Origin of the sequence: Vibrio coralliirubri (assembly GCF_024347375.1) — a bacterium.
GTDB classification, from domain to species: Bacteria; Pseudomonadota; Gammaproteobacteria; order Enterobacterales; family Vibrionaceae; genus Vibrio; species Vibrio coralliirubri.
The window spans coordinates 768,412-788,939 of sequence record NZ_AP025471.1; the positions used below are offsets into that span (position 1 = coordinate 768,412).

The 20,528-nt window shown below is 44.7% G+C and carries 18 protein-coding genes; 11 read left to right on the plus strand and 7 right to left on the minus strand.

What is annotated here, in order from left to right; genetic code table 11:
- Window positions 1–26 precede the first annotated feature (26 nt).
- On the plus strand, window positions 27–2,054 hold the full coding sequence (locus OCV20_RS20050) for a PhoX family protein (protein ID WP_086775879.1): 2,028 nt from the start codon (window positions 27–29) through the stop codon (window positions 2,052–2,054).
- A 256-nt stretch (window positions 2,055–2,310) separates the two neighbouring features.
- Here the strand turns inward: OCV20_RS20050 and OCV20_RS20055 are convergent, their stop codons facing one another.
- The 5 genes from OCV20_RS20055 to OCV20_RS20075 form a co-directional block, all read right to left on the minus strand.
- Entirely contained in the window at window positions 2,311–2,931 is a 621-nt protein-coding gene (locus OCV20_RS20055) for a LysE family translocator (RefSeq protein WP_017062631.1), read from the minus strand.
- A gap of 166 nt (window positions 2,932–3,097) precedes the next feature.
- Window positions 3,098–3,940 carry an IS3 family transposase gene (locus OCV20_RS20060; protein WP_108721729.1) on the minus strand — a complete coding sequence of 281 codons (843 nt, stop codon included), beginning with the start codon at window positions 3,938–3,940 and terminating at the stop codon, window positions 3,098–3,100.
- A complete protein-coding gene (locus tag OCV20_RS20065; protein WP_086774936.1) occupies window positions 3,937–4,446 on the minus strand; it encodes a helix-turn-helix domain-containing protein in 510 nt (169 codons plus the stop codon). Before OCV20_RS20065 ends, OCV20_RS20060 begins: the two co-directional genes overlap by 4 nt.
- A 78-nt stretch (window positions 4,447–4,524) precedes the next feature.
- Window positions 4,525–5,811 (minus strand): DEAD/DEAH box helicase, encoded by a 1,287-nt coding sequence (locus tag OCV20_RS20070; RefSeq protein ID WP_019821956.1) that lies wholly within the window; start codon window positions 5,809–5,811, stop codon window positions 4,525–4,527.
- Window positions 5,812–5,992: 181 nt separating this feature from the next.
- Window positions 5,993–6,976: a CobW family GTP-binding protein gene (locus OCV20_RS20075; RefSeq protein ID WP_086775969.1), complete on the minus strand. Its 984-nt coding sequence runs from the start codon at window positions 6,974–6,976 to the stop codon at window positions 5,993–5,995.
- Window positions 6,977–7,528: 552 nt separating this feature from the next.
- Here OCV20_RS20075 and clcA point away from each other — a divergent pair.
- Together clcA and OCV20_RS20085 are read left to right on the plus strand one after the other, a co-directional pair.
- Entirely contained in the window at window positions 7,529–8,935 is a 1,407-nt protein-coding gene (gene clcA, locus OCV20_RS20080) for a H(+)/Cl(-) exchange transporter ClcA (protein WP_017064484.1), read from the plus strand.
- A gap of 200 nt (window positions 8,936–9,135) precedes the next feature.
- Window positions 9,136–10,116, plus strand: coding sequence for a TDT family transporter (locus OCV20_RS20085; protein ID WP_050620668.1), 981 nt, complete (start codon window positions 9,136–9,138; stop codon window positions 10,114–10,116).
- Between the two features lie 160 nt (window positions 10,117–10,276).
- Here the strand turns inward: OCV20_RS20085 and hmpA are convergent, their stop codons facing one another.
- Entirely contained in the window at window positions 10,277–11,473 is a 1,197-nt protein-coding gene (gene hmpA / locus OCV20_RS20090) for an NO-inducible flavohemoprotein (protein ID WP_086775968.1), read from the minus strand.
- A gap of 368 nt (window positions 11,474–11,841) precedes the next feature.
- On the opposite strand from hmpA, the gene norR reads away from it, so the two are divergent.
- Window positions 11,842–13,434, plus strand: coding sequence for a nitric oxide reductase transcriptional regulator NorR (gene norR / locus OCV20_RS20095; protein ID WP_017072223.1), 1,593 nt, complete (start codon window positions 11,842–11,844; stop codon window positions 13,432–13,434).
- Between the two features lie 89 nt (window positions 13,435–13,523).
- On the plus strand, window positions 13,524–13,883 hold the full coding sequence (locus OCV20_RS20100; protein ID WP_017062638.1) for a glutaredoxin family protein: 360 nt from the start codon (window positions 13,524–13,526) through the stop codon (window positions 13,881–13,883).
- A 109-nt stretch (window positions 13,884–13,992) separates the two neighbouring features.
- On the opposite strand, the gene OCV20_RS20105 is transcribed toward OCV20_RS20100, so the two are convergent.
- Window positions 13,993–14,628, minus strand: coding sequence for an OmpA family protein (locus OCV20_RS20105; protein WP_017631828.1), 636 nt, complete (start codon window positions 14,626–14,628; stop codon window positions 13,993–13,995).
- 258 nt (window positions 14,629–14,886) lie between these two features.
- Between OCV20_RS20105 and OCV20_RS20110 the strand changes: the two genes are divergently transcribed.
- The 6 genes from OCV20_RS20110 (at window position 14,887) to OCV20_RS20135 (ending at window position 20,506) form a co-directional block, all read left to right on the plus strand.
- A complete protein-coding gene (locus tag OCV20_RS20110) occupies window positions 14,887–15,513 on the plus strand; it encodes a thioredoxin domain-containing protein (protein ID WP_004731367.1) in 627 nt (208 codons plus the stop codon).
- 76 nt (window positions 15,514–15,589) lie between these two features.
- A complete protein-coding gene (locus OCV20_RS20115; protein WP_086775967.1) occupies window positions 15,590–16,063 on the plus strand; it encodes a BamJ family beta-barrel-assembly machinery protein in 474 nt (157 codons plus the stop codon).
- 193 nt (window positions 16,064–16,256) lie between these two features.
- Entirely contained in the window at window positions 16,257–16,847 is a 591-nt protein-coding gene (locus OCV20_RS20120) for a TetR/AcrR family transcriptional regulator (RefSeq protein WP_048613345.1), read from the plus strand.
- A gap of 143 nt (window positions 16,848–16,990) precedes the next feature.
- The gene (locus OCV20_RS20125) at window positions 16,991–18,022 is read left to right on the plus strand and encodes an NADP-dependent oxidoreductase (RefSeq protein WP_086775966.1); all 1,032 of its coding nucleotides are present in this window, start codon (window positions 16,991–16,993) and stop codon (window positions 18,020–18,022) included.
- 35 nt (window positions 18,023–18,057) lie between these two features.
- Complete coding sequence (locus OCV20_RS20130) at window positions 18,058–18,678, plus strand: glutathione S-transferase family protein (RefSeq protein ID WP_086775965.1); 621 nt, start codon at window positions 18,058–18,060, stop codon at window positions 18,676–18,678.
- 151 nt (window positions 18,679–18,829) lie between these two features.
- Window positions 18,830–20,506 carry an RluA family pseudouridine synthase gene (locus OCV20_RS20135; protein ID WP_086775964.1) on the plus strand — a complete coding sequence of 559 codons (1,677 nt, stop codon included), beginning with the start codon at window positions 18,830–18,832 and terminating at the stop codon, window positions 20,504–20,506.
- Window positions 20,507–20,528: the final 22 nt, after the last annotated feature.

Sequence of the window (20,528 nt, forward strand, 5' to 3'; positions counted from 1 at the left end):
AAATCAGCCAATAGGAAGCAGTCGAGATGAGCAAGGAAACATTTGATAGCACTCGTTTTAACAAGAGCAAAAACAAACCCTTCGAAGAAGTTTTAGATGCGAACCTTTCAAGAAGAAATGTTCTCAAAGGCGGTTTGGGCATCAGTGCAATGACCGCATTTGGTGCTTTTGGTTTAGCAGGCCACAGCACGGCGCACGCGGCGACAGCGTCATCTAGCGCACCGCAAAAAAGCACTGCTACACTTGCATTCGAATCGGTTAAAGGCTCATTGACAGACAGTGTCGTTGTGCCAAAAGGCTATACAGCACAAGTATTGGTTCCTTGGGGTACTCCACTCAACAAGCAAGGCAATGCTTGGTTAAAAGACGGCACCAACAACGCACAAGATCAAGCAAACTCACTGGGTATGCACCACGACGGCATGCACTTCTTCCCGCTTAATGGCAACAGCAACGACGGCTTATTGGTGATCAACCACGAATACATTGACCAAAAAGCACTGCACGCTAATGGTCCTACATACGATGAAGGCAACCGCCCTAGCCTTGATGAAGTACGTAAAGAGATCAACGCACACGGCGTCAGTGTGGTTCGTGTGAAACTTGAAGGCAACCAATGGGTGATGGTCGATAACGATCCACTTAACCGCCGCTACACGGGCGCGACCGTAATGGATCTGTCTGGTCCTGTTGCTCACAGTGAATTTACCAAAACCAAGTTCTCACAAGACGGCAGCCAAGCTCGTGGCACGTTGAACAACTGTGGTAATGGCTACACGCCATGGGGCACTTACCTAACGTGTGAAGAAAACTGGCCAGGTTATTTCGTTAACAAAGGCGAGACAACGCCAGCGCAAGAACGTATTGGTATCGCTACCGACAAAACACGTTACGGCTGGGACACGCTTTCAGGCAACAAGCAAGAACGCTTAGACGAATTTGCACGCTTTGACGTAACACCAACAGGTGAGTCAGCAATGGACGATTACCGTAACGAAGCACACGGTCACGGCTACATCGTTGAAATCGACCCATACACAGCAAACTCTCGTGCTAAAAAACGTTCTGCACTGGGTTGTTTCCGCCATGAAGGCTGTACGTTTGGTAAGTTGACCGAAGGCGAGCCAATCGTATTCTACTCTGGTCACGATTCTCGCTTTGAATACCTTTACAAATTCGTTTCCGAAGAGAAATGGGACCCACGTGATGCAGATCCAAGCAATCGTCTAAGTGCGGGTGACAAGTACATGGACAAAGGCACACTGTATGTGGCTAAGTTCAACGATGACGGTTCAGGTACTTGGCTACCACTGACTCTGAGCAGCAAGACCGCAGACGGCGGCAAGCTAGGTGATTCATTTGATTCTCAAGCTGCACTTATTATCAATACAGCTGGTGCTGCCGACCTTGTTGGTGCAACGCCAATGGATCGCCCTGAATGGTGCTCTGTTGACCCAATGACAGGTACGGCTTACCTAACGCTGACTAATAACAACAAGCGTAAAGAAGCGAACTCTGCAAACCCTCGCGTAGACAACAAGTTCGGCCATGTTATCCGTTGGGATGAAGGCAAAACGGCAGGCGAGTTCGATTGGGATATCTTCGTATTTGGCTCTCCAGCAGTGGAAGATAAATCTATTAACCGCTCTGGTCTGACAGACATGAACCAGTTCGCGAGTCCTGACGGCTTAGCGTTTGATGCTCGTGGTATTTTATGGATTCAGACAGATAATGGCGCAGACGAAGTAACTGGTTACACCAATGACCAAATGCTGGCAGTGGTTCCATCTCAGTTAACGGATGACAACGGCAACAGCGCGGTGATTGATGCAAACAACCAAGCACAGCTTAAGCGCTTCTTTGTGGGTCCAAACGGTTGTGAAGTAACTGGCTTTACTATTAGCCCAGATTTCAAATCACTGTTTGTGAACATTCAACACCCAGCAAACTGGCCATCGTCTGAAGATGCAACGGCTCAAACTCAAGGCAATGTTCGCCCAAGAGCATCTACGGTTGTGATTCGTCGTGAAGACGGCGGTGAAATCGCGGTTTAAATTTACAACGCAGGCTAAGATCAGAAACATTTCTGTTATCTATTTTCTGCTCGCTAGCTAAGTAAAATCAAAAAGAGCGATAAGGCCAAATGCCCTATCGCTCTTTTTATATTCTATGCATTCTTCGGTTTAAGTAAGAATCCGAATTTTCAAAACTCACCGTAACCCTAAATAGTCATCATCCCAAGTACGCGTCATCCTCGAGAAGAAGGAACGACTGAATCGGGGATCTCTGCTCGTTGTAGGCTAACCAGAATTAGCTAACGAACAACCACACGCCAACGCCCATCATCAACGTACCAGCAATACGGTTCATCAACTTAACGTTATCGGCTTTGCCCAACATATGTTTTAGGCTCTTACCGCCCGTAGCATACAATGTCATGCAGACAAATTCAGAAACCAGAATAATAGACACTAAAATCAACAACTGCGGTGCTAAGTCTTTATTGCTGTTAATAAAAGGAGGCAATAACGAAATCATGAATGCCCAACCTTTCGGATTCGCGATAGCTGTCACGAAGCCTTGAACCACCAAGTCCCAATCATTGCTGACTTTTGTTGTTTGGTTGTCAGTGCTGATCGCCAGTTTGCCTCTCGAACGCCACATCTGAACGCCCAAATAGAACAAGTACCCTGCGCCCACAAACTTAAAGCCTGTAAATAGCCATGGGTAGTTCAACATGATAGAAGCGATACCCAATACCGCAGCAATAGAAACCACAGCAACACCAGCCAATTCACCGATCATCATCCATAATGTACGCTTATACCCAACACTCATGCCTAGCGTCAACGCCAAAGTCATACACATACCTGGCGTGATTGACACGAAGAAAAACGTGGGAATAAAAGCCCAAAGTAGTGCGCTATCCATATTGTTACCTTATCGACTTATTTTTATTTAGTGGTTCTTGTTTCTTGATCGGGCTTGAAATGAAGCGAGGTTGAAACGAAGCAGTGATGACAATAAACAATATTGCGATCAATACAAACAAAAAGAGCCACATTCTGAAGTGACCCCGTAAAGTTGGACATTTCTGTTAAGCGGCTTTCAAGGCCTGAGTTCGATATTCTATCGGAGTCAGGCCTTTTAGTTTCACTTTTATACGTTTGGTATTGTAGTACTCGATGTATTCTTTAATCTGCTCTATCAGAGCATCTGCATCTTCAAAGCTTTGGTTGTGATACATCTCGGTTTTGAGTAAAGCAAAAAAGTTTTCAGCAACAGCATTATCCAAGCAGTTACCTTTTCTCGACATGCTTTGCGTTAACCCACTCTCCGCTACCTTTTTCTGATACTGTCGATGGCGATATTGCCAACCTTGATCGCTATGTATAATTGGCTTTGAGTTGGGTTTAAGCGTTGATATAGCTTCCGTCAGCATATCTGTGACAAGCGGCAAGCAGGCATTTTTGGCCACTCTATAAGCAACCACCTCCTGAGTAAACAAGTCGACAACGGGAGATAAGTATACTTTCTGCTCTTTGACTTTGAACTCCGTGACATCAGTTACCCACTTTTCATCGGGTTGAGTCGCACTAAAATCTCTTTCAAGAACGTTGGGAGCAGCTTTTCCTGACTCTCCTCGGTATGAACGATACTTTTTAATCCTGACCGTCGATTTAAGGTTGAGCTGAGCCATAAGCCTTTGAACCGTTTTGTGATTAAGCACGAACCCCTGATTCTTTAGTTCCAAGTGAATACGGCGGTAGCCGTATCGCCCCTTATGTTCATGATAAATTGACTTTATCAACCGCAGCTCACGTTCGTAGCTATTTTGGCGCTTGCTCGTTTGAGCCTGATAATAAAAGACACTTTTTGCCAACTGTAGAGTGTGCAGTAAGTGCTTTAATGGGTACTTGCCTTTAAGAGTTAGAGCTATGACCGCTTTTTCTTTGTTCGACGGTTTTTTTTCTGCTCCAACTCTTCCAACTTTTTTAGAACGGCATTCTCGGTTCGTAAGTAGACCAACTCCTCTTTTAGCTCCTCAAGTGTCATTTCATTATCAGGCTTAGTGGTACGTTGAGGTTGCTGTTTCATTGAGGGTCTTCCTTTCTGGCGCATTTCGAGCCCCTTGATACCGAGCTCATTAAATCGTTTAAGCCAGACAGAGAGTATTCCAGGGGATGAGAGGTTTAATACAGCGCTAGTGTGCGTGAGAGACCATTCATTCGTCCACATTAAATTCAATGCTTTTCGTTTTGTTTGAGCAGTCGCGGCATGATTAGTTGGTAAAAATGAATCAGTACCATGGATGGCAAAGACTTGAGCCCAATACCGTATCTGCCTTGAAGAAATTGAATATTGTTTTGCTAAGTAGAGAGATGACGTGCCATCTAAGTATTGCTTAGCAATGATACATTTTAGCTCTCGGCTATATTTGGACATAAAAAGACCCCCAATAATTGGTGTCCAACTATTGGGGGTCAGTTCATAACAGTGGCTCTTTTCAATCACCAACCGTAATTACTTACGACGGTTTTTAATTCGCTTCATCATAGTCAAACGACGTTCAGCGCTTGCTTGATCTTGTGGCTCTTCGTTCGCGTTGTTCTTACGACCTTGGCGGTTTTTGTAAGCCGATTTAGTGTTCAGCTTCTCAATGTAAGCATCACGTTTCTTCGGTTCATAACCCGGTTGTTCAACACGACGAATACGTTGTTGAATCAGTTTTTCAACTTGAACAACAGTCAGCTCTTCTTCGCGGTTAACAAAAGAGATTGCGTGACCTTGTTTACCAGCACGACCTGTACGGCCAATACGGTGAACGTAATCTTCCGCTAGGAAAGGCATGTCGTAGTTAATTACGTGTGGCAAGTCTTCGATATCAAGACCACGAGCCGCAACGTCGGTTGCTACCATCACACGTGCTCTGCCTTCTTTGAAGTCATCCAAAGCACGACGACGAGCGCTTTGCGCTTTATCACCGTGACAAAGTACCGCTTTAATACCGTCAAGCTTAAGCTCTTTAACCACATCGTTCGCAGTTTCTTTGTAGTTCACGAACACAAGCACTTGGCGCCAGTTTTTACGGCCGATAAGCTCAGAAAGCAGTTCAGTTTTACGTTCTTGATCCACTGGGTAAACCACGTGACCGACAGTAGCAGCCGTTGAGTTTTCGCGCTCAACACTAATACGTTTTGGTTTACGCAGAATATCAACAGACAGCTGGTTTAACTGAGTAGAAGTCGTTGCAGAGAACATCATGATTTGCGGTGATGTTTCTACATCCAACATGATCTTACGAACGGCATTGATAAAGCCCATATCAAGGATACGGTCAGCTTCATCAAATACTAGGAATTCTAGGTTTGCGATAGACACGTTACCCGCTTCTAAGTGCTCTTCTAAACGGCCAGGTGTTGCAACCAAAATATCCACACCCAGTTCTAGTTGACGAACTTGCGAAGACATCTTGTTACCACCGTAAACCGCAGAAACGCTTAGATCCGTGTATTTAACGTAGTCTTTAATGTTTTGAGCGATCTGCGCAGCAAGCTCACGAGTTGGAGCAAGAATAAGGCCGCGAGCCGTTCCTCTAGACGCCTTTTTACCGCTGTTCAAAAGGTGTTGGATAACAGGCAATGAAAATGCCGCTGTTTTACCCGTACCGGTTTGAGCAGTAGCAAAAATATCATGGCCTTTACGGGCCATTGGAATCGCTTTTTGTTGAATTGGAGTGAGTTTTTCATAACCACACTCAGTCAACGCTTTGACTAATTCAGGAGCAAAACCTTGAGAGGAAAATGACATTGTTACGGGTTCCTTAAGCAGACAGCCTACATTCTTATTTCAGCCGAGCACTATAAAGTAATTAGAGTGATTTATCTCACATTTATCGTGATATAACGCAAACTTTCTCATTTAATCTGGTGTTTACCCCGCCTTCAACGAGGTAAACACCAAGATCCTTGGTTCAAACAGCAAAACAGGGTTATTTGATGCCACACAGCTTGAGTAGAATCTGCTCGAGATCGGCCCATGGCATAAGCTGCGAGTCGATCACTTCAAGACGAGACTCAAAGCCATCAAGTGTAATTTCGTTGACAGACACGACTTGATTCGCGACATTGAATGCGTAGCAACCTTGGTCGGTGTTCACTACGGCTTTTACACGTTCAGCCGTTAGATCCGACAACATAGAGAATAGCGCATCGAAGTCGAACTTATGCTCTGCGCCAAACAACCAACCACAACTGAAATAGCCCTGTCCTTTATTCTCTTTACGGATGAAAGCTTCACCGGGAGGAAGTTGGAACTGAGGCTCTTGTTCAGCATGATCGTGATGATGTGCTTCAAGATGAGAGGAAGCACTACCGTATACTCTTTCAATGTCCAACACTTCCAATGGCACTTCACCATCGTGAATTAGCTTATGGAAGACTTTTGCTGGCGTTTGATCCGTCACCCAATCGTTAAACACATCGATGTCTTCAGAATGAACAAGGTCAACCTTAGTACCAAGAATCACATCTGCACTATTTAGTTGATCATTAAAATTCTGATTCGAGGTGTACTTTTCATTAGACAGATTTCGTGGGTCAACCAAACCAAGCGTCGCTTTTAAATCAACATAAGGTGTGTACTGATCGGAAGTCAGTGTCGCAATCACTTGTTTGGGGTGACCAAGCCCTGTCGGCTCAATCAATAAACGGTCTGGTTTTTGACGAAGTAAGGCATTAATACCTACCGACATAGGCACGCCCGCAGTACAACACATGCAGCCACCCGGCACTTCTTTAATCAAAGCGCCTTGATCTGTCATCAATGCACCGTCAATACCGATTTCCCCGAACTCATTAACCAGAACAGCCCAGTTTTCATTCTCGGGTTTATTTTTTAGCAGGTTCAAGATGGCTGTCGTTTTACCAACACCCAAGAAACCCGTAATGATGTTCGTAGGAACTTTTTTAGTCATATCAGTTCTCCTTTTTAAGGGAGTATATACTCAATCACCAAAAAGTTGACCCCAATCGATTGTTTATACTGAGATTCGTTAATAGAGGTTGGCGCGAAAATAATCAGAAGAGATAAAGCAGTAGAAGCGGAATGTGGAAATGGGATGCTCCAGACGAACTAAAGGCGTACTTACTCAGTACGCCTCACCCTCGTTACTCAATCGTGAGTTCGCGAATCAGGAAGCCTTAAATATCGACCTGAACATTTAACGAGGAACTAAAACTTTGTTTCTGAATCCATCCAAATTGTGTGTAAAACCTCACTTCTCCTTGCGGTTCGTTATGTTGCTTTACGATTTAACTATGGTTCATTTTTGGGGATATTCAAGCCGCCGTCAGAGAATCGATCAAAATTGTGACGGTGATTACACTATTGGCCATAGACTCCATTTATGTAACACGTACATTCCATAAATGAAATTCAACTTTTCATCTTTGTTGCTATAGGATATACAGAGGAAGCGTATAATTTAATACAACCCCGCCTTAACTCATTCAGGAAACTTATCTCTATGACCAGAAGAGAGAAAATTAAGCAGTCCTTACTAGCCAAAATGCCAAGGGATGCTATTAATCAATTTCTCTCAAGAGATAAGACCCCAGCTTCGGTTCTCTTTCTTTCTTGTATTGTGGGTGTACTTGCGGGCGTTGTGGGTACTTATTTCGAAGTTGCGGTTCATTTCATCACAGAAACTCGTACTGACTGGTTGAAAGATGAAATCGGTAGCCATTTACCACTGTGGCTTGCTGCTTTCCTTATTAGTGCTGCATTCGCCTTTATTGGCTATTTCCTCGTTCACCGATTTGCTCCAGAAGCTGCAGGGTCAGGTATCCCTGAAATCGAAGGTGCAATGGACGGCATGCGCCCTGTTCGATGGTGGAGAGTATTACCCGTAAAATTCTTTGGCGGCATGGGCGCACTCGGTTCAGGTATGGTGTTAGGCCGTGAAGGGCCAACCGTTCAAATGGGCGGCAGTATTGGTCGTATGGTCACAGATATCTTTCGAGTCAAAGATGATGACACTCGCCACTCACTGTTAGCTTCAGGTGCCGCTGGTGGCTTAGCCGCCGCATTCAACGCACCGCTAGCTGGCATCATGTTTGTGGTTGAGGAGATGAGACCACAGTTTCGCTACTCACTCATATCAATCAAAGCTGTCATCATCTCAGCAGTTTCAGCCAACATTGTATTTCGTTCTATCAATGGCCAATCTGCCGTTATCACAATGCCTCAGTACCAGCCGCCTGAACTCGACGCACTTTGGTTGTTCTTATTGTTAGGTGTGTTATTCGGTCTGTTTGGTGTAATTTTCAATAAGCTGATTACGCTTTCCCAAGACCTGTTTGTGGCGATCCACAAGAATGACCGTAAACGCTACTTGATGACAGGCACCCTACTTGGCGGTTGTTTTGGCTTGTTGCTACTCTATATACCTGAATTAACTGGTGGTGGTATTGGTATCATCCCGAACATCACGAATGGCAGCTACAGCGCCAATGTGTTGTTGCTGATTTTCTTAGGTCGAGTCCTCACTACCCTGCTTTGTTTCGGCTCTGGTGCACCAGGCGGTATCTTTGCACCAATGCTTGCGCTAGGAACACTCTTTGGTTATGCGTTCGGGCTTATCGCAGCGGCATTCTTTCCTGAACTGAATATTGAACCGGGTATGTTTGCCATTGCTGGCATGGGAGCCTTGTTTGCCGCCACCGTGCGAGCGCCTATCACTGGTATTCTGTTGGTTATTGAAATGACCAATAACTACTACCTGATCCTGCCGTTAATCATCACCTGCTTAGGTGCGGTAATCATTGCTCAAATGTTAGGTGGACAGCCAATTTACAGTCAACTGCTTAACCGTACGCTTAAAAACGAGAAGCTAAGACAACAAGATCTCCCTCAACAAGAGGAAGTGCGTTAATTACAAATGACTCATGAAACAAAAGCACACATTCAACGTGCTTAATCTCCCGATTCTGTATCAAAATCAAAAAAGCAAACGTTAAACTTGGTATCATCCACTCAAAATTAGTTGAGTGCCCTCAAAATCTATTGAAGGGTGACCTACACGCTCTAACTAAAGCACCAATATTCTGTAATTAACTAAGTCGGAGCAAGTCGTTGAACTGGAGAAGATTAACCCAAGTAAAAAATGTACCGCCATCTCAGGCATCTTTAGCACTTGGCGTTATTGGGTTAGGACAAGCTTGGGCGTTATATATCCCGGGCATTGGTGAGATCATTCGTCCCTACCTCGCTTCATTCGGCGCGCTATTATTGCTGCCTGTTTTACTGCGCTACTTAACGAGTTTTAATACCTTCCTTAATGACATTCGCCACCCGTTAAGTGGAAGCTTGATGGCACCAATGAGCATGGCTTTACTGATTCTGTGCGACTATTTAGCTGAGATATCGCCCGCCATAGCTTACCCAGTTTGGTTCTGCGCGTTATTGCTGCACTTTACCATGATGGTGTTGTTCTTCAGTTTTCAGATCATCAACTTCAAAATGTCTAACATTGTACCGAGTTGGTTTCTGTATCCAGTCGGTTTGATCAGCAGTTCCTTAGCTGGCACACAGTTCGGGCACACCGTATTTTCAGAAACACTTGCGGTCACTTGTATTGGTATCTATTTCCTTATGTTACCAGTGGTGTTGTACCGCTTGGTGTTCGAAGGCAATCTTCCTCGCCGAGCAAGACCAACACTCGCTATCATGGCAGCTCCGGTTAACTTATCTTTAGCCGCTTACTTGGTTAACTTCGACAATCCAGACCCGATTCTAACAGGTGCATTGGCGGGCATTGCCATCACCATGACACTATTGATTTACTTGTGTTACATCCGCCTAATGCGTCTGAAATTCCAACCTTCAATTGCTGCCGTCACCTTCCCATCCGTGATCAGCGCTATTGCCATGCATCGTCTAACCACATTTTTCGGCACGGAATACCCACAATGGTATTGGCTACACAAGTTTGGTTTCTTTGAGCTAACCATCGCCACCATCCTAGTGATTTGGGTGGCAGGCGGTTATGTGAAAATGTACTGGCCTGAGTTTTTTGATTCCGACTACATGTCCAAGAAGGTGAAACGTTCTTAGATAGAAGCGAAAAGGTCTTAGCTGAACTATCGTGTTCTGCAGTAGTCGATGATGTCAGGCAAAACCAACCAAACCAAAAAAGGCCTCACAGTGTGAGGCCTTTTGAATAGGCAAGGTTTTTAATAGATCAAGCGAGTGTTAATAGAACTCTCGAGTACTATTAGAAGTTAGCGTGAGGGCCGAATACTTCGTAATGTACGCGTGAACGATCAACTTTAAGTGCGTCTAGTTGTTCCACGATGTTCTTCATGAAGCCAACAGGTCCACAGATGTAGAAATCGCTCTCTTCAAAACCTTTAGTATCCGAGATAGACGCTAGATCCATTTGGCCTTGATGTGTGTTTTCACATGCAGATTCGTCTTTGTTCATGTACCACGTTTTCGCTTCCCAACCTTTGTCGGCAACAATATCTTTAACACGAGTCGTGAAAGAGTGTTGGCCTACGTTCTCACAAGCGTGAAGGTAAAGTACTGGCTCGTTTTTATCTTCCGTGTTTAGGTACTCAAGCATAGACTGCATTGGCGTGACACCAACACCTGCAGAGATAAGCGTTACTGGCTTACTACGCTCTTGATACATAAAGTCACCTGCTGGTGCGTATAGGCTAACCTCATCACCAACAGCAACCGTATCGTGTAGGTGGTTAGATACAACGCCTTGTGTCTCTTGGCCTTGTCCTTCACGTTTAACAGAAATACGGTATTGCTTGCCGTTTGGCTTATCAGACAGTGAGTATTGACGAATCTCGCTGTATTGAGAGCCTTCCGGTTTCACTTCGATACCGATGTATTGACCTGGTGTGTAATCCAGAACTTCACCGCCGTCTTTTGGCTTAAGGATAAAGCTAGTTACTAGCGCTGACTCTTCGATCTTGTCTGCAATCACAAACGCACGCGCTGCTTCCCAACCACCAACAGCTTGCTTACGCTGTAGGTAAAGTTCAGCTTCACGATCGATGAATACTTGCGCCAAGAATAGGTAAGCGGCTGTCCATGCTTCTTCCACTTCTGGAGTAAACGCGTCAGCGGCTAGTTCACGTAATGTCTCAATCAGGTGCAAACCAACAATTTGGTAGTGCTCTGGTTGAATGTTAAAGCTTGTGTGTTTCTGAGCAATACGTTCAACGGCTGTTGTTAACGCTGCTAGATTTTCAATGTTCTTTGCATATGCCGCGATAGCTTCAAACAGTGCTACGCCTTGGCGACCTGTTCTTTGGTGAGTCATATTGAAGATATCTTTCAACTCAGGGTTATGCGTGAACATACGTTGATAAAAATGCTGAGTTAAAGCTGGGCCTGCGCTCTCAAGTAGAGGGATAGTAGATTTGATGATTTCGATATGTGCATTGTTAAGCATGAATTTACTCCGAACACTGAGCCTTATGACCTATATGTCATTTTGACTACTTAAAAATAAGAATGACTTATCGATTTTCTGAAATCTTAGTTATTTTTAGAAACTGAGTTATTTTGACTCGTTTTCATTTCAAAAAATCGCGAAACCTGATTAATGCCACCTGATTGATTGAGATCAAGAATAGTCTGTTTAATCAGCGCTATAATTGGGCTTCGCTGTATCTTTTGCACAATCAGTGCCAACTTTATCAATCCCCGTCATTACTGGTTTTCTTCTCAAAACTCATCTTATAAAAATGTCAAAAAGACCTTTTTTTTAAGTCAATAAGACTCTATTATGTAGATAAACACACACAGTTAGAGTTTTTTATGCAAGATATCTCCGCATCTACCCTCATGGAAATGACCATTGGCCTCGCAAGTGGTGTCAACGATCAAGATCGTTTCAATCGCCTGATCGATGCCATTCGCAAAACCATAACGTGTGATTGTGTCGCGCTTTTAAGTCTTCAAGGCGACACGCTAGTACCTATCGCAATGCAAGGGCTCAGCCGAGATACATTCGGTCGTCGCTTTATCATTTCAGAACACCCACGGTTTGAAGAGATCTGCGCGTCTCGCTCTCCGGTTCGTTTCGATGCTGACAGCTCCTTACCCGATCCTTTCGATGGTTTGCTTATTGACCATGATGGCGATTTACCAATGCATGCTTGTATGGGCTTGCCTTTGCTATTTGGCGATAAGCTCTTAGGCATTCTGACTCTAGACAGCTTGAAACCTGATGTCTTCGCGAATATTCCGGCGCGTAACCTTGAAGTGCTGGCAGCGATTGCAGCCTCAACGATGCAGATGGCACTGACCTTCTCGCAACTTGAACATCAAGCAAAACAGTCAAAGCAATTACTCGAAGAGTTGAACGTAGAAGCGTGGGAACGTGACGGCGGTGAATTGATTGGTAACAGTGACACCATGGTCGCGCTTAAGAACGACATCGCGGTTGTAGCTCCGTCTGAGTTTAATATCTTGATTCATGGTGACACCGGAGTTGGTAAAGAGCTTGTGGCTCGCACCCTGCACCACCAATCTCAACGTAAACGTAACCCACTCGTCTACGTAAACTGTGCTGCAATTCCTGAAAACTTAGTAGAGAGTGAACTGTTTGGTCACGTTCGTGGCGCGTTCACTGGCGCAGACAAAAACCGCTTAGGTAAGTTTGCTTTAGCCGATGGTGGCACACTGTTCCTTGATGAGATTGGTGAATTGCCTTTAGCTGCGCAAAGTAAACTTCTACGTGCGCTACAAAACAACGAAATCCAACCTGTTGGCCAAGACAACATTCAAACCATTGATGTTCGAGTATTGGCAGCGACAAACCGAGATCTAAAACAAGAAGTTGAAGACGGTCGATTCAGAGCCGATTTGTACCACCGATTGAGTGTGTACCCTATCGCGGTGCCAGCACTGAAAGATCGTGGTGATGACATCAGCCTATTAGCGGGTTTCTTCTTAGAACAAGCGCGTCGTAAGCTTGGTATCAACCAAGTTAAGTTCCGCTCCGACGTTCTTTCTTTCCTAAACCGTTATGGTTGGCCGGGTAACGTGCGTGAACTTGAGCACGTGATCAGTCGTTCAGCATTGAAAGCGTTAGCGCGCAGCACCAATAAAAACCTGGTGACAATTACCAAGGAAGATTGTGGTCCACTCGACCAAGACCAGCCTATTGCGACGACACAGGTGAAGAACACACCATTATCGACACCAACGATCGACCTTTCTGCAGGGCTACGTGGTGCAACGGACGATTTTCAACGCAGTATCATTACTGAGGTGTTGGAAGATGCCAACTTTAACTGGGCACAAGCAGGACGAGTTCTGAAAACAGACCGAGCAAATCTGACTCGACTCTCTAAGCGTTTAGGGCTAAATGTGGCTAAGTCTCACACGATCGAACGGACAAAATAGATATTAGCGGTTTGTTGCGAGCATCTGACAAAACTTGTGTATATAATGCTGCAAATTGTAACGCTAATTTTAAATATGTAGAGAGAGTTATGAAGTTTATCCGTTGGTTCTTAGGTCGTGTCATCTTGTTATTGAATTTTGTTTTCAGCCCACGTGGTGTGAAGCGTTCTCAAGAAGAACAAAGCAAAGTGAATGAGCAAGCAAAAACGCACACGTTATACCAATTCGAAGCGTGCCCATTTTGTGTGAAAGTGCGCCGCGCGATGAAACGTCAGTCGGTTCAATTTGAACTTCGTGATGCAAAAAACAACGAGCAACACCGTGCAGAGCTTGAAGCTGGCGGCGGTCGTGTGAAAGTGCCTTGTCTACGTATCGAAAAAGACGGCAAAACTGAGTGGATGTACGAATCTTCAGATATCGTAACTTACTTAGAAAAGCAGTTTGCATAAGCAATAAAGCTAAAAGTGCCAGATACAAAAAATCCCTCAAATGTGAGGGATTTTTTATGTCTGTTATGTGGCGTTAATCGCTTCAAATTGGGAGCGAAAGTTCAAACGACTACTTCGCTACAATCAGCATCAATTCAACACGGCGGTTACACGCCTTGCCTTGCGCAGAAGCGTTGGTACAAGCTGGAACATACTCACCGAAGCCACGAGTATAAATAGAACGACTCGACACATAGTTACTCTCTAATCGAGCCTTCACTTCTTTTGCTCGCTGCTCTGAAAGCGGATCATTGATTCGATCTGTGCCCGTATTATCGGTGTGCCCTTCAATCACTACATCAATATCTTGGCGTTGAGCAAGGTAGCTGCCTAGCGTATCTAGCCATTGATTATAAGCGGGCTCAGGGAATGCTGAACCTGTTTTAAAGTTCACGTGCTGCTCAAGCTTTACCATCACATGGTTACCCGGCAACACTTCAAAATCGATACGGTTTTGTCTTAAAAAGACTTCCAGTGGGTCGTTAGTCGAAACGCCACGTCCGTAGTTGGTCGTGATAGTTCTTTGTTGATGAGTGCTGCTCTGAATCGAGTACCCACGATTACTTGCTACATGAGTCGTTTGAACCACACCCCATTCAGGATGCATCAAGTCGTAATCGGTTTGTGGTGCAGTCTCTAGCATGTCACCGCCAAGTAAATCAGTGGGTGACGTGGCTTCACACCCAGCCAAAGCTATGCTTAACATTATCGCTAAATATCTCATTACTTCACCAACCACTCATGCAGATAAACCATTCACTAATGTCTATATCGGCACCGAGGGAAAAACTTTAGACGAAAAGAAAGCAGAACCCAAAAAAGTGCTGTTGATCACAGTTAACCGTCTATTAGCCTGTCTTCAGCCGCTAGTTCGAACTGTTTGCATTTATTTACCTTATAATTGTTTTCCAATTCGTACTAAATAGTTAGAATCTCACGACTTCTCAACGCTAGAGCAAACATTATGTTTAAACCATTTACTAAATTCATCACAGCACTTGCTGCCGTACTCATTATCGCGGGTTGTAGTGAAACAGACGAGCCACAAAAAGGCGTTCAATACGAAGCGCTTCCAACTGCTCTAACAGAATTTAACTTGTCTCCGATCACTGAAATCTTCTCTCTTAACTGTGGTCACTGTCGTCAAATGGAAAGTGCAATTCCAGAGATTGAGTCTCTAACAGACCAAACTATTGGCAAGATGCACGTGACGTTCAACGAAAGCGCTCAAATCAGCGCAATGATCTACTACACAGCAGTGATGCAGCTTGATGCGACGCCTGACCACGCATTCATGGACGACCTATTTGGTGCCGTTCAAATGGGTGCAGATGCAACACCTGAGCAGCGCCAACAAGCACTAGAGACAGCGTTTACTTCTCGTGGTTTGGTTAGTCCATACCAGCTGAACAAAGAACAGCAAGTCGCTCTTTTCGACTACGTTAAAAAAGCTGAAGAGATTTCAGTAAAAGGTCAGATCAACTCAGTACCAACCTTTATCATCAACGGTAAATACCAAGTACTAACAGCAGGTCACCAAGACGTTGCTGGCATTGCAAAAACGATCAACTACCTTTTGACTCAACCATAACCACGGCTTTAGTCAACTGATTAACACATTTTGTATTAACTACGAAATTCAGCACTCAATATAAATAGGTTTTACTATGTCTAAATTTGTCATCCCGGTCATTGTCTTTCTTTTGGCGGGTTTCATGATTTACCGTACTTGGACGAATCATAAGTCTGGCGGAGAAAACTTCGAACAAGGCCAACAATTTCTAATTGAAAACGGCACCAAAGAAGGCGTGATTACGACTGAAAGCGGTCTTCAATACCTTGTTCTTGAAGAAGGTACAGGCACAGAGCACCCAACTAAGAACAGCAAAGTAACGGTTCACTACCACGGTACGCTGATCGACGGCACTGTTTTCGACAGTTCTGTTGAGCGTGGCGAGCCAATCTCATTCGCCCTTAAGCAAGTAATCAAAGGCTGGCAAGAAGGTTTGACTTACATGGTTGAAGGCCAAAAAGTTCGTCTATTCATTCCAAGCACTCTAGCTTACGGCAAAGGCGGTTCAGGCCCTATCCCACCATCATCGACTCTGATTTTTGATGTAGAACTCATCTCTATCCAATAATCGAATAGCTATAAATAAGCTTCTGATTTAAGCCCCAATATGTACACCATGTTGGGGCTTTTTTATATCTGAACATTTGAAGCCTCTTTAGATATTGAGCTATTTAGCGACTTAGCTACTTTAACAACGACCAAATATACCCTCAAAAACCGATCACTAGACGACTGGTCTAATTTAACCTATAGTACCGCCCATGAACGAAAAAACGAATGACACACGCCTGCATGTTTTAGATGTTGGCTATCAACTAATAGTAAACAACGGCTTTAACGGCGTTGGCCTATCGCAATTGCTTAAAGAAGCGGACGTGCCGAAAGGGTCGTTTTACCACTACTTTAAATCTAAAGAGCAATTTGGCGAGGCGTTGATTCAACACTATTTTGAAAACTACATCACTAAGATTGAAGCAATTTTAGTACACGGTGAAGGTAATCATTATCAGCGAATCTTGAGCTATTTCTCGCTATGGGCGAAGACCGAAAACGGTACCTGTAATGCTCATAAATGCTTGGTCGTTAAACTCAGCGCGGAAGTTTCTGATCTCTCTGATCCTATGCGCCAAGCGCTGTTAAAAGGTGCTGAGAAAGTGACGAATACCATCGAGCAGTGCATTGTCGGCGGTATCGAAGATAACTCTATAACGGTTGAAGACAGCCAAGAAGCCGCTCAGAACCTATACTCCATGTGGCTAGGTGCAAGCTTATTAAGCAAGCTTAGCCAGAGCTCCCATAGCTTACAGTCAGCTTTGAGCCTTACCGAACGCATTTTAAAAGGTGAAAGCTAACAACGCGCAACGCGTTTTATTTGCTTTAACTCAAAACAAATCACCCGCCCTCTTATCAGTTTGATGACGGCGGGATTTTTAGACAATAAGACTAGACGACTGGTCTAATTCTAAATGTATAAAACATAAATTAAGGATATCCAATGACTCAACAAGACAATCGCCGAATCGTATTGGCTTCTCGCCCAGTTGGCGCACCGACTCAAGACAACTTCCGTTTAGAGACAGTAGCCGCGCCAAGTATCAAAGACGGCGAGATGTTACTTCGTTCAGTTTACCTTTCTCTAGACCCATACATGCGTGGTCGTATGAGCGATGCTAAATCTTACGCAGACCCTGTTGCGATTGATGAAGTGATGGTTGGCGCAACCGTATGTCAGGTTGAAGAATCAAACCACGCTGATTATGAAATTGGCGAATGGGTTCTGGCTTACACAGGTTGGCAAGATCTTGGTGTGTCTAACGGTGAAGGCCTAATCAAACTCGGCAAAGAACCAACGCATCCTTCTTACGCGCTTGGCATCATGGGTATGCCTGGTTTTACTGCTTACATGGGCTTGCTTGATATCGGCCAACCTAAAGAAGGCGACACGCTAGTCGTTGCGGCAGCAACAGGTGCTGTAGGCGCAACCGTTGGACAAATCGGCAAACTAAAAGGCTGTCGTGTTATTGGCGTTGCTGGCGGTCAAGAGAAGTGTCACTACGCAAAAGAGGTTCTTGGCTTTGATGAATGTATCGACCACAAAGCTAACGACTTCGCGGAACAATTGGCTAAAGCGTGTGACAACGGCATCGACGTTTACTTTGAAAACGTTGGCGGCAAGGTATTCGATGCAGTAATGCCTTTGCTTAATACAGGTGCTCGTATTCCTGTGTGTGGCCTTATCTCTCAATACAATGCGACATCACTGCCTGAAGGCCCAGATCGGATGTCTAGCCTGATGGGTATGCTGTTGGTTAAACGAATTAAGATGCAAGGTTTCATCATCTTTGATGACTACGCACACCGCTACAACGAGTTTGCTGTTCAAATGACAGAATGGCTATCCCAAGGCAAGATGCACTATCGTGAGCACCTGGTTGAAGGTCTAGAGAATGCGCCACAAGCATTCATGGGCCTATTGGAAGGTCAAAACTTCGGTAAGCTTGTTATCAAAACGAACGAAGCTAAATAAATTCAATAAACTGAACCCGTTAACTAGGTAGAATCATGATTACTTTGCATCACCTGAATAAGTCGCGCTCAAAGCGCATCATCTGGCTATTGGAAGAGCTTGGGGTAGATTACCAAATCAAACCCTACCAACGAGACAGTGTCACTTTTCTTGCACCACCAGAACTCAAATCCATTCACCCATTGGGTAAATCTCCTGTCATTGAAGACGATGGCGTCGTGATCACTGAATCTGGTGCTATCACGGAATACCTAATCGACAAATACGGTCAGGGTAAGTTCGCACCTACACGCGGCACCGCAGACTACGTCGAATATTCGCAATGGCTTCACTTCGCTGAGAGCTCAGGTATTTTGCCAATGTTGCTTAAGATCTTTGTGATGAAAGACGGCTGTGAAACTAACTTCCTAGGCGGTTATGCAGACGATGAAAACCAAAAGATCTTAACTTACGTGAATAATGCACTTGAAGGTAAAACCTACTTGGTTGCAGACACACTAACAGGTGCAGATTTTATGATGTCGTTCATCGTAGAAATCGTTGGTAACTTTGGTGCAACTGCGCTTTACCCTAACATCGCTAAATACGGTGAGCTTTTAAAGAACCACCCTGCTTACCAAAAAGCCGAGCAAGTAGAGCTAGAGCACTCGAACTAATCAAGATTTGTTCCATTCAATGCTTCCATAGCATGAACATAACAATCTAAATGAAGCCAAAGCCGATTTATCTTCTGCTTTGGCTTCTCATTTGTCTTCATTTCGACAACAATACCGAACTCTAACTGAACAGCCATAGAGTTTGATCTTAATGCCAGCAAACCTCGCTCAATACACACCTCTGCACCTAGCAAACACGAATGTCGATTTAGCGCTACCGAATCGCTTTACGTTCCCGTATTACTATACGCCGCACCCTGTGTGTGAATTAGCTATGCTGCAGCTTCAGCAATCACTTATCGACTGTGGTGTGAATGAAAACTCGCAAGGTAACCTCTACGCTGTGCTTCTTGTTCAGAATCCAACCACCCAAGAGTTAGGCTACCTTTCTGCGTTTTCAGGCTTGCAGTTAGATCCGGCTTTGGTCTCTCAGTTAAACAACATTCACTTTGTTCCACCAGCCTTCGATTCAGAACAGTTTCAATCTCAGAACAGTGCGAACCTTGCTCGCCAGTTGCAACTCGCGGAAGACATTGAAAAGCTGCAACAGTCGCACAACCTGGACGCATTATTGGCCGAGCTTGAAGGGTTAAAAATCGAATCAGCACAAGCTATCGAAGCCTTTCAGTTAGCTATGGCCGCGAATAAAGCCCAACGTAACGAACTCAGAGAGCAAGCAAACCAAGAAAAAGCATTAGGGAATCTAGAGTCGGCGACGAATTTGCTCAAACAACTGGGTAATCAAAGTAGCCAAGAGAAACGTGACCTAAAAGCACTTCGTATTGAGTGGAAACAGAAGATCGCAGAGCGCCAATCACACGTTGATTTGATTGAAAGTGAACTGAAAAACCGTAAGCAAGATCACCAAGCAGTTTCACAGCAGTTGGAAACTCAACGTCTCTCTCACTATCGCTTTATCGATCAAGCCAAGCAATCTAAGAATTTACTCGAATTGCTCGATGGCAAAGACGCACTTGAAGGCTCCGGTGACTGCTGCCTACCTAAGCTGCTTAACTTCGCCTTTGAACACGAGTTCAAGCCGCTAGCTTTGTCTGAGTTTTGGTGGGGATTACCACCTACAGATATCGTTCGACAACACGCAAATCTTTACCCGGTTTGTCAGAGCAAAAGCTTTGAGACCCTCGACCACCAGTTAAGTGGCATAGAGCTAGAAGATAACCCGCTTATCGTGAACCCTGCTGTAGGTAAGTCTTTTGATATTGTTTATGAAGACGACGAGATCGTGGTCGTCAATAAGCCTGAAGAGTTCTTGTCGGTTCCCGGTAAGTTCATCGAAGATTCAGTTTATACCCGCATAAAAGCGCGTTACCCAGATGCGACTGGCCCTTTGATTATTCATAGATTGGATATGTCGACGTCAGGTTTGTTGATCTTGGCGCTCACAGCGGAATCAAACAAGCACATTCAGAAGCAGTTCATTGATAGAACCGTAGAGAAGCGCTACACCGCTTTGTTAGATGGTGAGATAACGGGCGAATCTGGCGATATCAGCCTTCCTTTGCGCGGCGACATCACAGACAGACCAAGACAACTGGTTTGTCATCAACACGGCCGAAATGCAGAGACCCATTGGCAAGCGGTCAGCACTCATAATGGCAAAACCAAGGTTCACCTGTACCCTAAAACAGGGCGAACCCACCAGCTGCGAGTACACTGCGCTCACCCATTAGGGCTTGGTATACCTATTCGTGGTGACGACTTATACGGGTACAAACGCGAGCGCTTACACCTACACGCTGGCTACCTAAAGTTGATTCACCCGACAACCGGTGAATGGATGGAGTTTGAAGTACCTTCTGAGTTCTAAGCCGTTTCCATTTAGTAGGGCT

Excerpts from the sequence above, each read along its gene's own strand:
- OCV20_RS20050 (WP_086775879.1), top strand. The coding sequence starts at position 27 with ATGAGCAAGGAAACATTTGATAGCACTCGTTTTAACAAGAGCAAAAAC.
- OCV20_RS20055 (WP_017062631.1), bottom strand. The coding sequence starts at position 2,931 with ATGGATAGCGCACTACTTTGGGCTTTTATTCCCACGTTTTTCTTCGTG.
- OCV20_RS20065 (WP_086774936.1), bottom strand. The coding sequence starts at position 4,446 with ATGTCCAAATATAGCCGAGAGCTAAAATGTATCATTGCTAAGCAATAC.
- OCV20_RS20070 (WP_019821956.1), bottom strand. The coding sequence starts at position 5,811 with ATGTCATTTTCCTCTCAAGGTTTTGCTCCTGAATTAGTCAAAGCGTTG.
- OCV20_RS20075 (WP_086775969.1), bottom strand. The coding sequence starts at position 6,976 with ATGACTAAAAAAGTTCCTACGAACATCATTACGGGTTTCTTGGGTGTT.
- clcA (WP_017064484.1), top strand. The coding sequence starts at position 7,529 with ATGACCAGAAGAGAGAAAATTAAGCAGTCCTTACTAGCCAAAATGCCA.
- hmpA (WP_086775968.1), bottom strand. The coding sequence starts at position 11,473 with ATGCTTAACAATGCACATATCGAAATCATCAAATCTACTATCCCTCTA.
- norR (WP_017072223.1), top strand. The coding sequence starts at position 11,842 with ATGCAAGATATCTCCGCATCTACCCTCATGGAAATGACCATTGGCCTC.
- OCV20_RS20100 (WP_017062638.1), top strand. The coding sequence starts at position 13,524 with ATGAAGTTTATCCGTTGGTTCTTAGGTCGTGTCATCTTGTTATTGAAT.
- OCV20_RS20105 (WP_017631828.1), bottom strand. The coding sequence starts at position 14,628 with ATGTTAAGCATAGCTTTGGCTGGGTGTGAAGCCACGTCACCCACTGAT.
- OCV20_RS20110 (WP_004731367.1), top strand. The coding sequence starts at position 14,887 with ATGTTTAAACCATTTACTAAATTCATCACAGCACTTGCTGCCGTACTC.
- OCV20_RS20115 (WP_086775967.1), top strand. The coding sequence starts at position 15,590 with ATGTCTAAATTTGTCATCCCGGTCATTGTCTTTCTTTTGGCGGGTTTC.
- OCV20_RS20120 (WP_048613345.1), top strand. The coding sequence starts at position 16,257 with ATGAACGAAAAAACGAATGACACACGCCTGCATGTTTTAGATGTTGGC.
- OCV20_RS20125 (WP_086775966.1), top strand. The coding sequence starts at position 16,991 with ATGACTCAACAAGACAATCGCCGAATCGTATTGGCTTCTCGCCCAGTT.
- OCV20_RS20130 (WP_086775965.1), top strand. The coding sequence starts at position 18,058 with ATGATTACTTTGCATCACCTGAATAAGTCGCGCTCAAAGCGCATCATC.
- OCV20_RS20135 (WP_086775964.1), top strand. The coding sequence starts at position 18,830 with ATGCCAGCAAACCTCGCTCAATACACACCTCTGCACCTAGCAAACACG.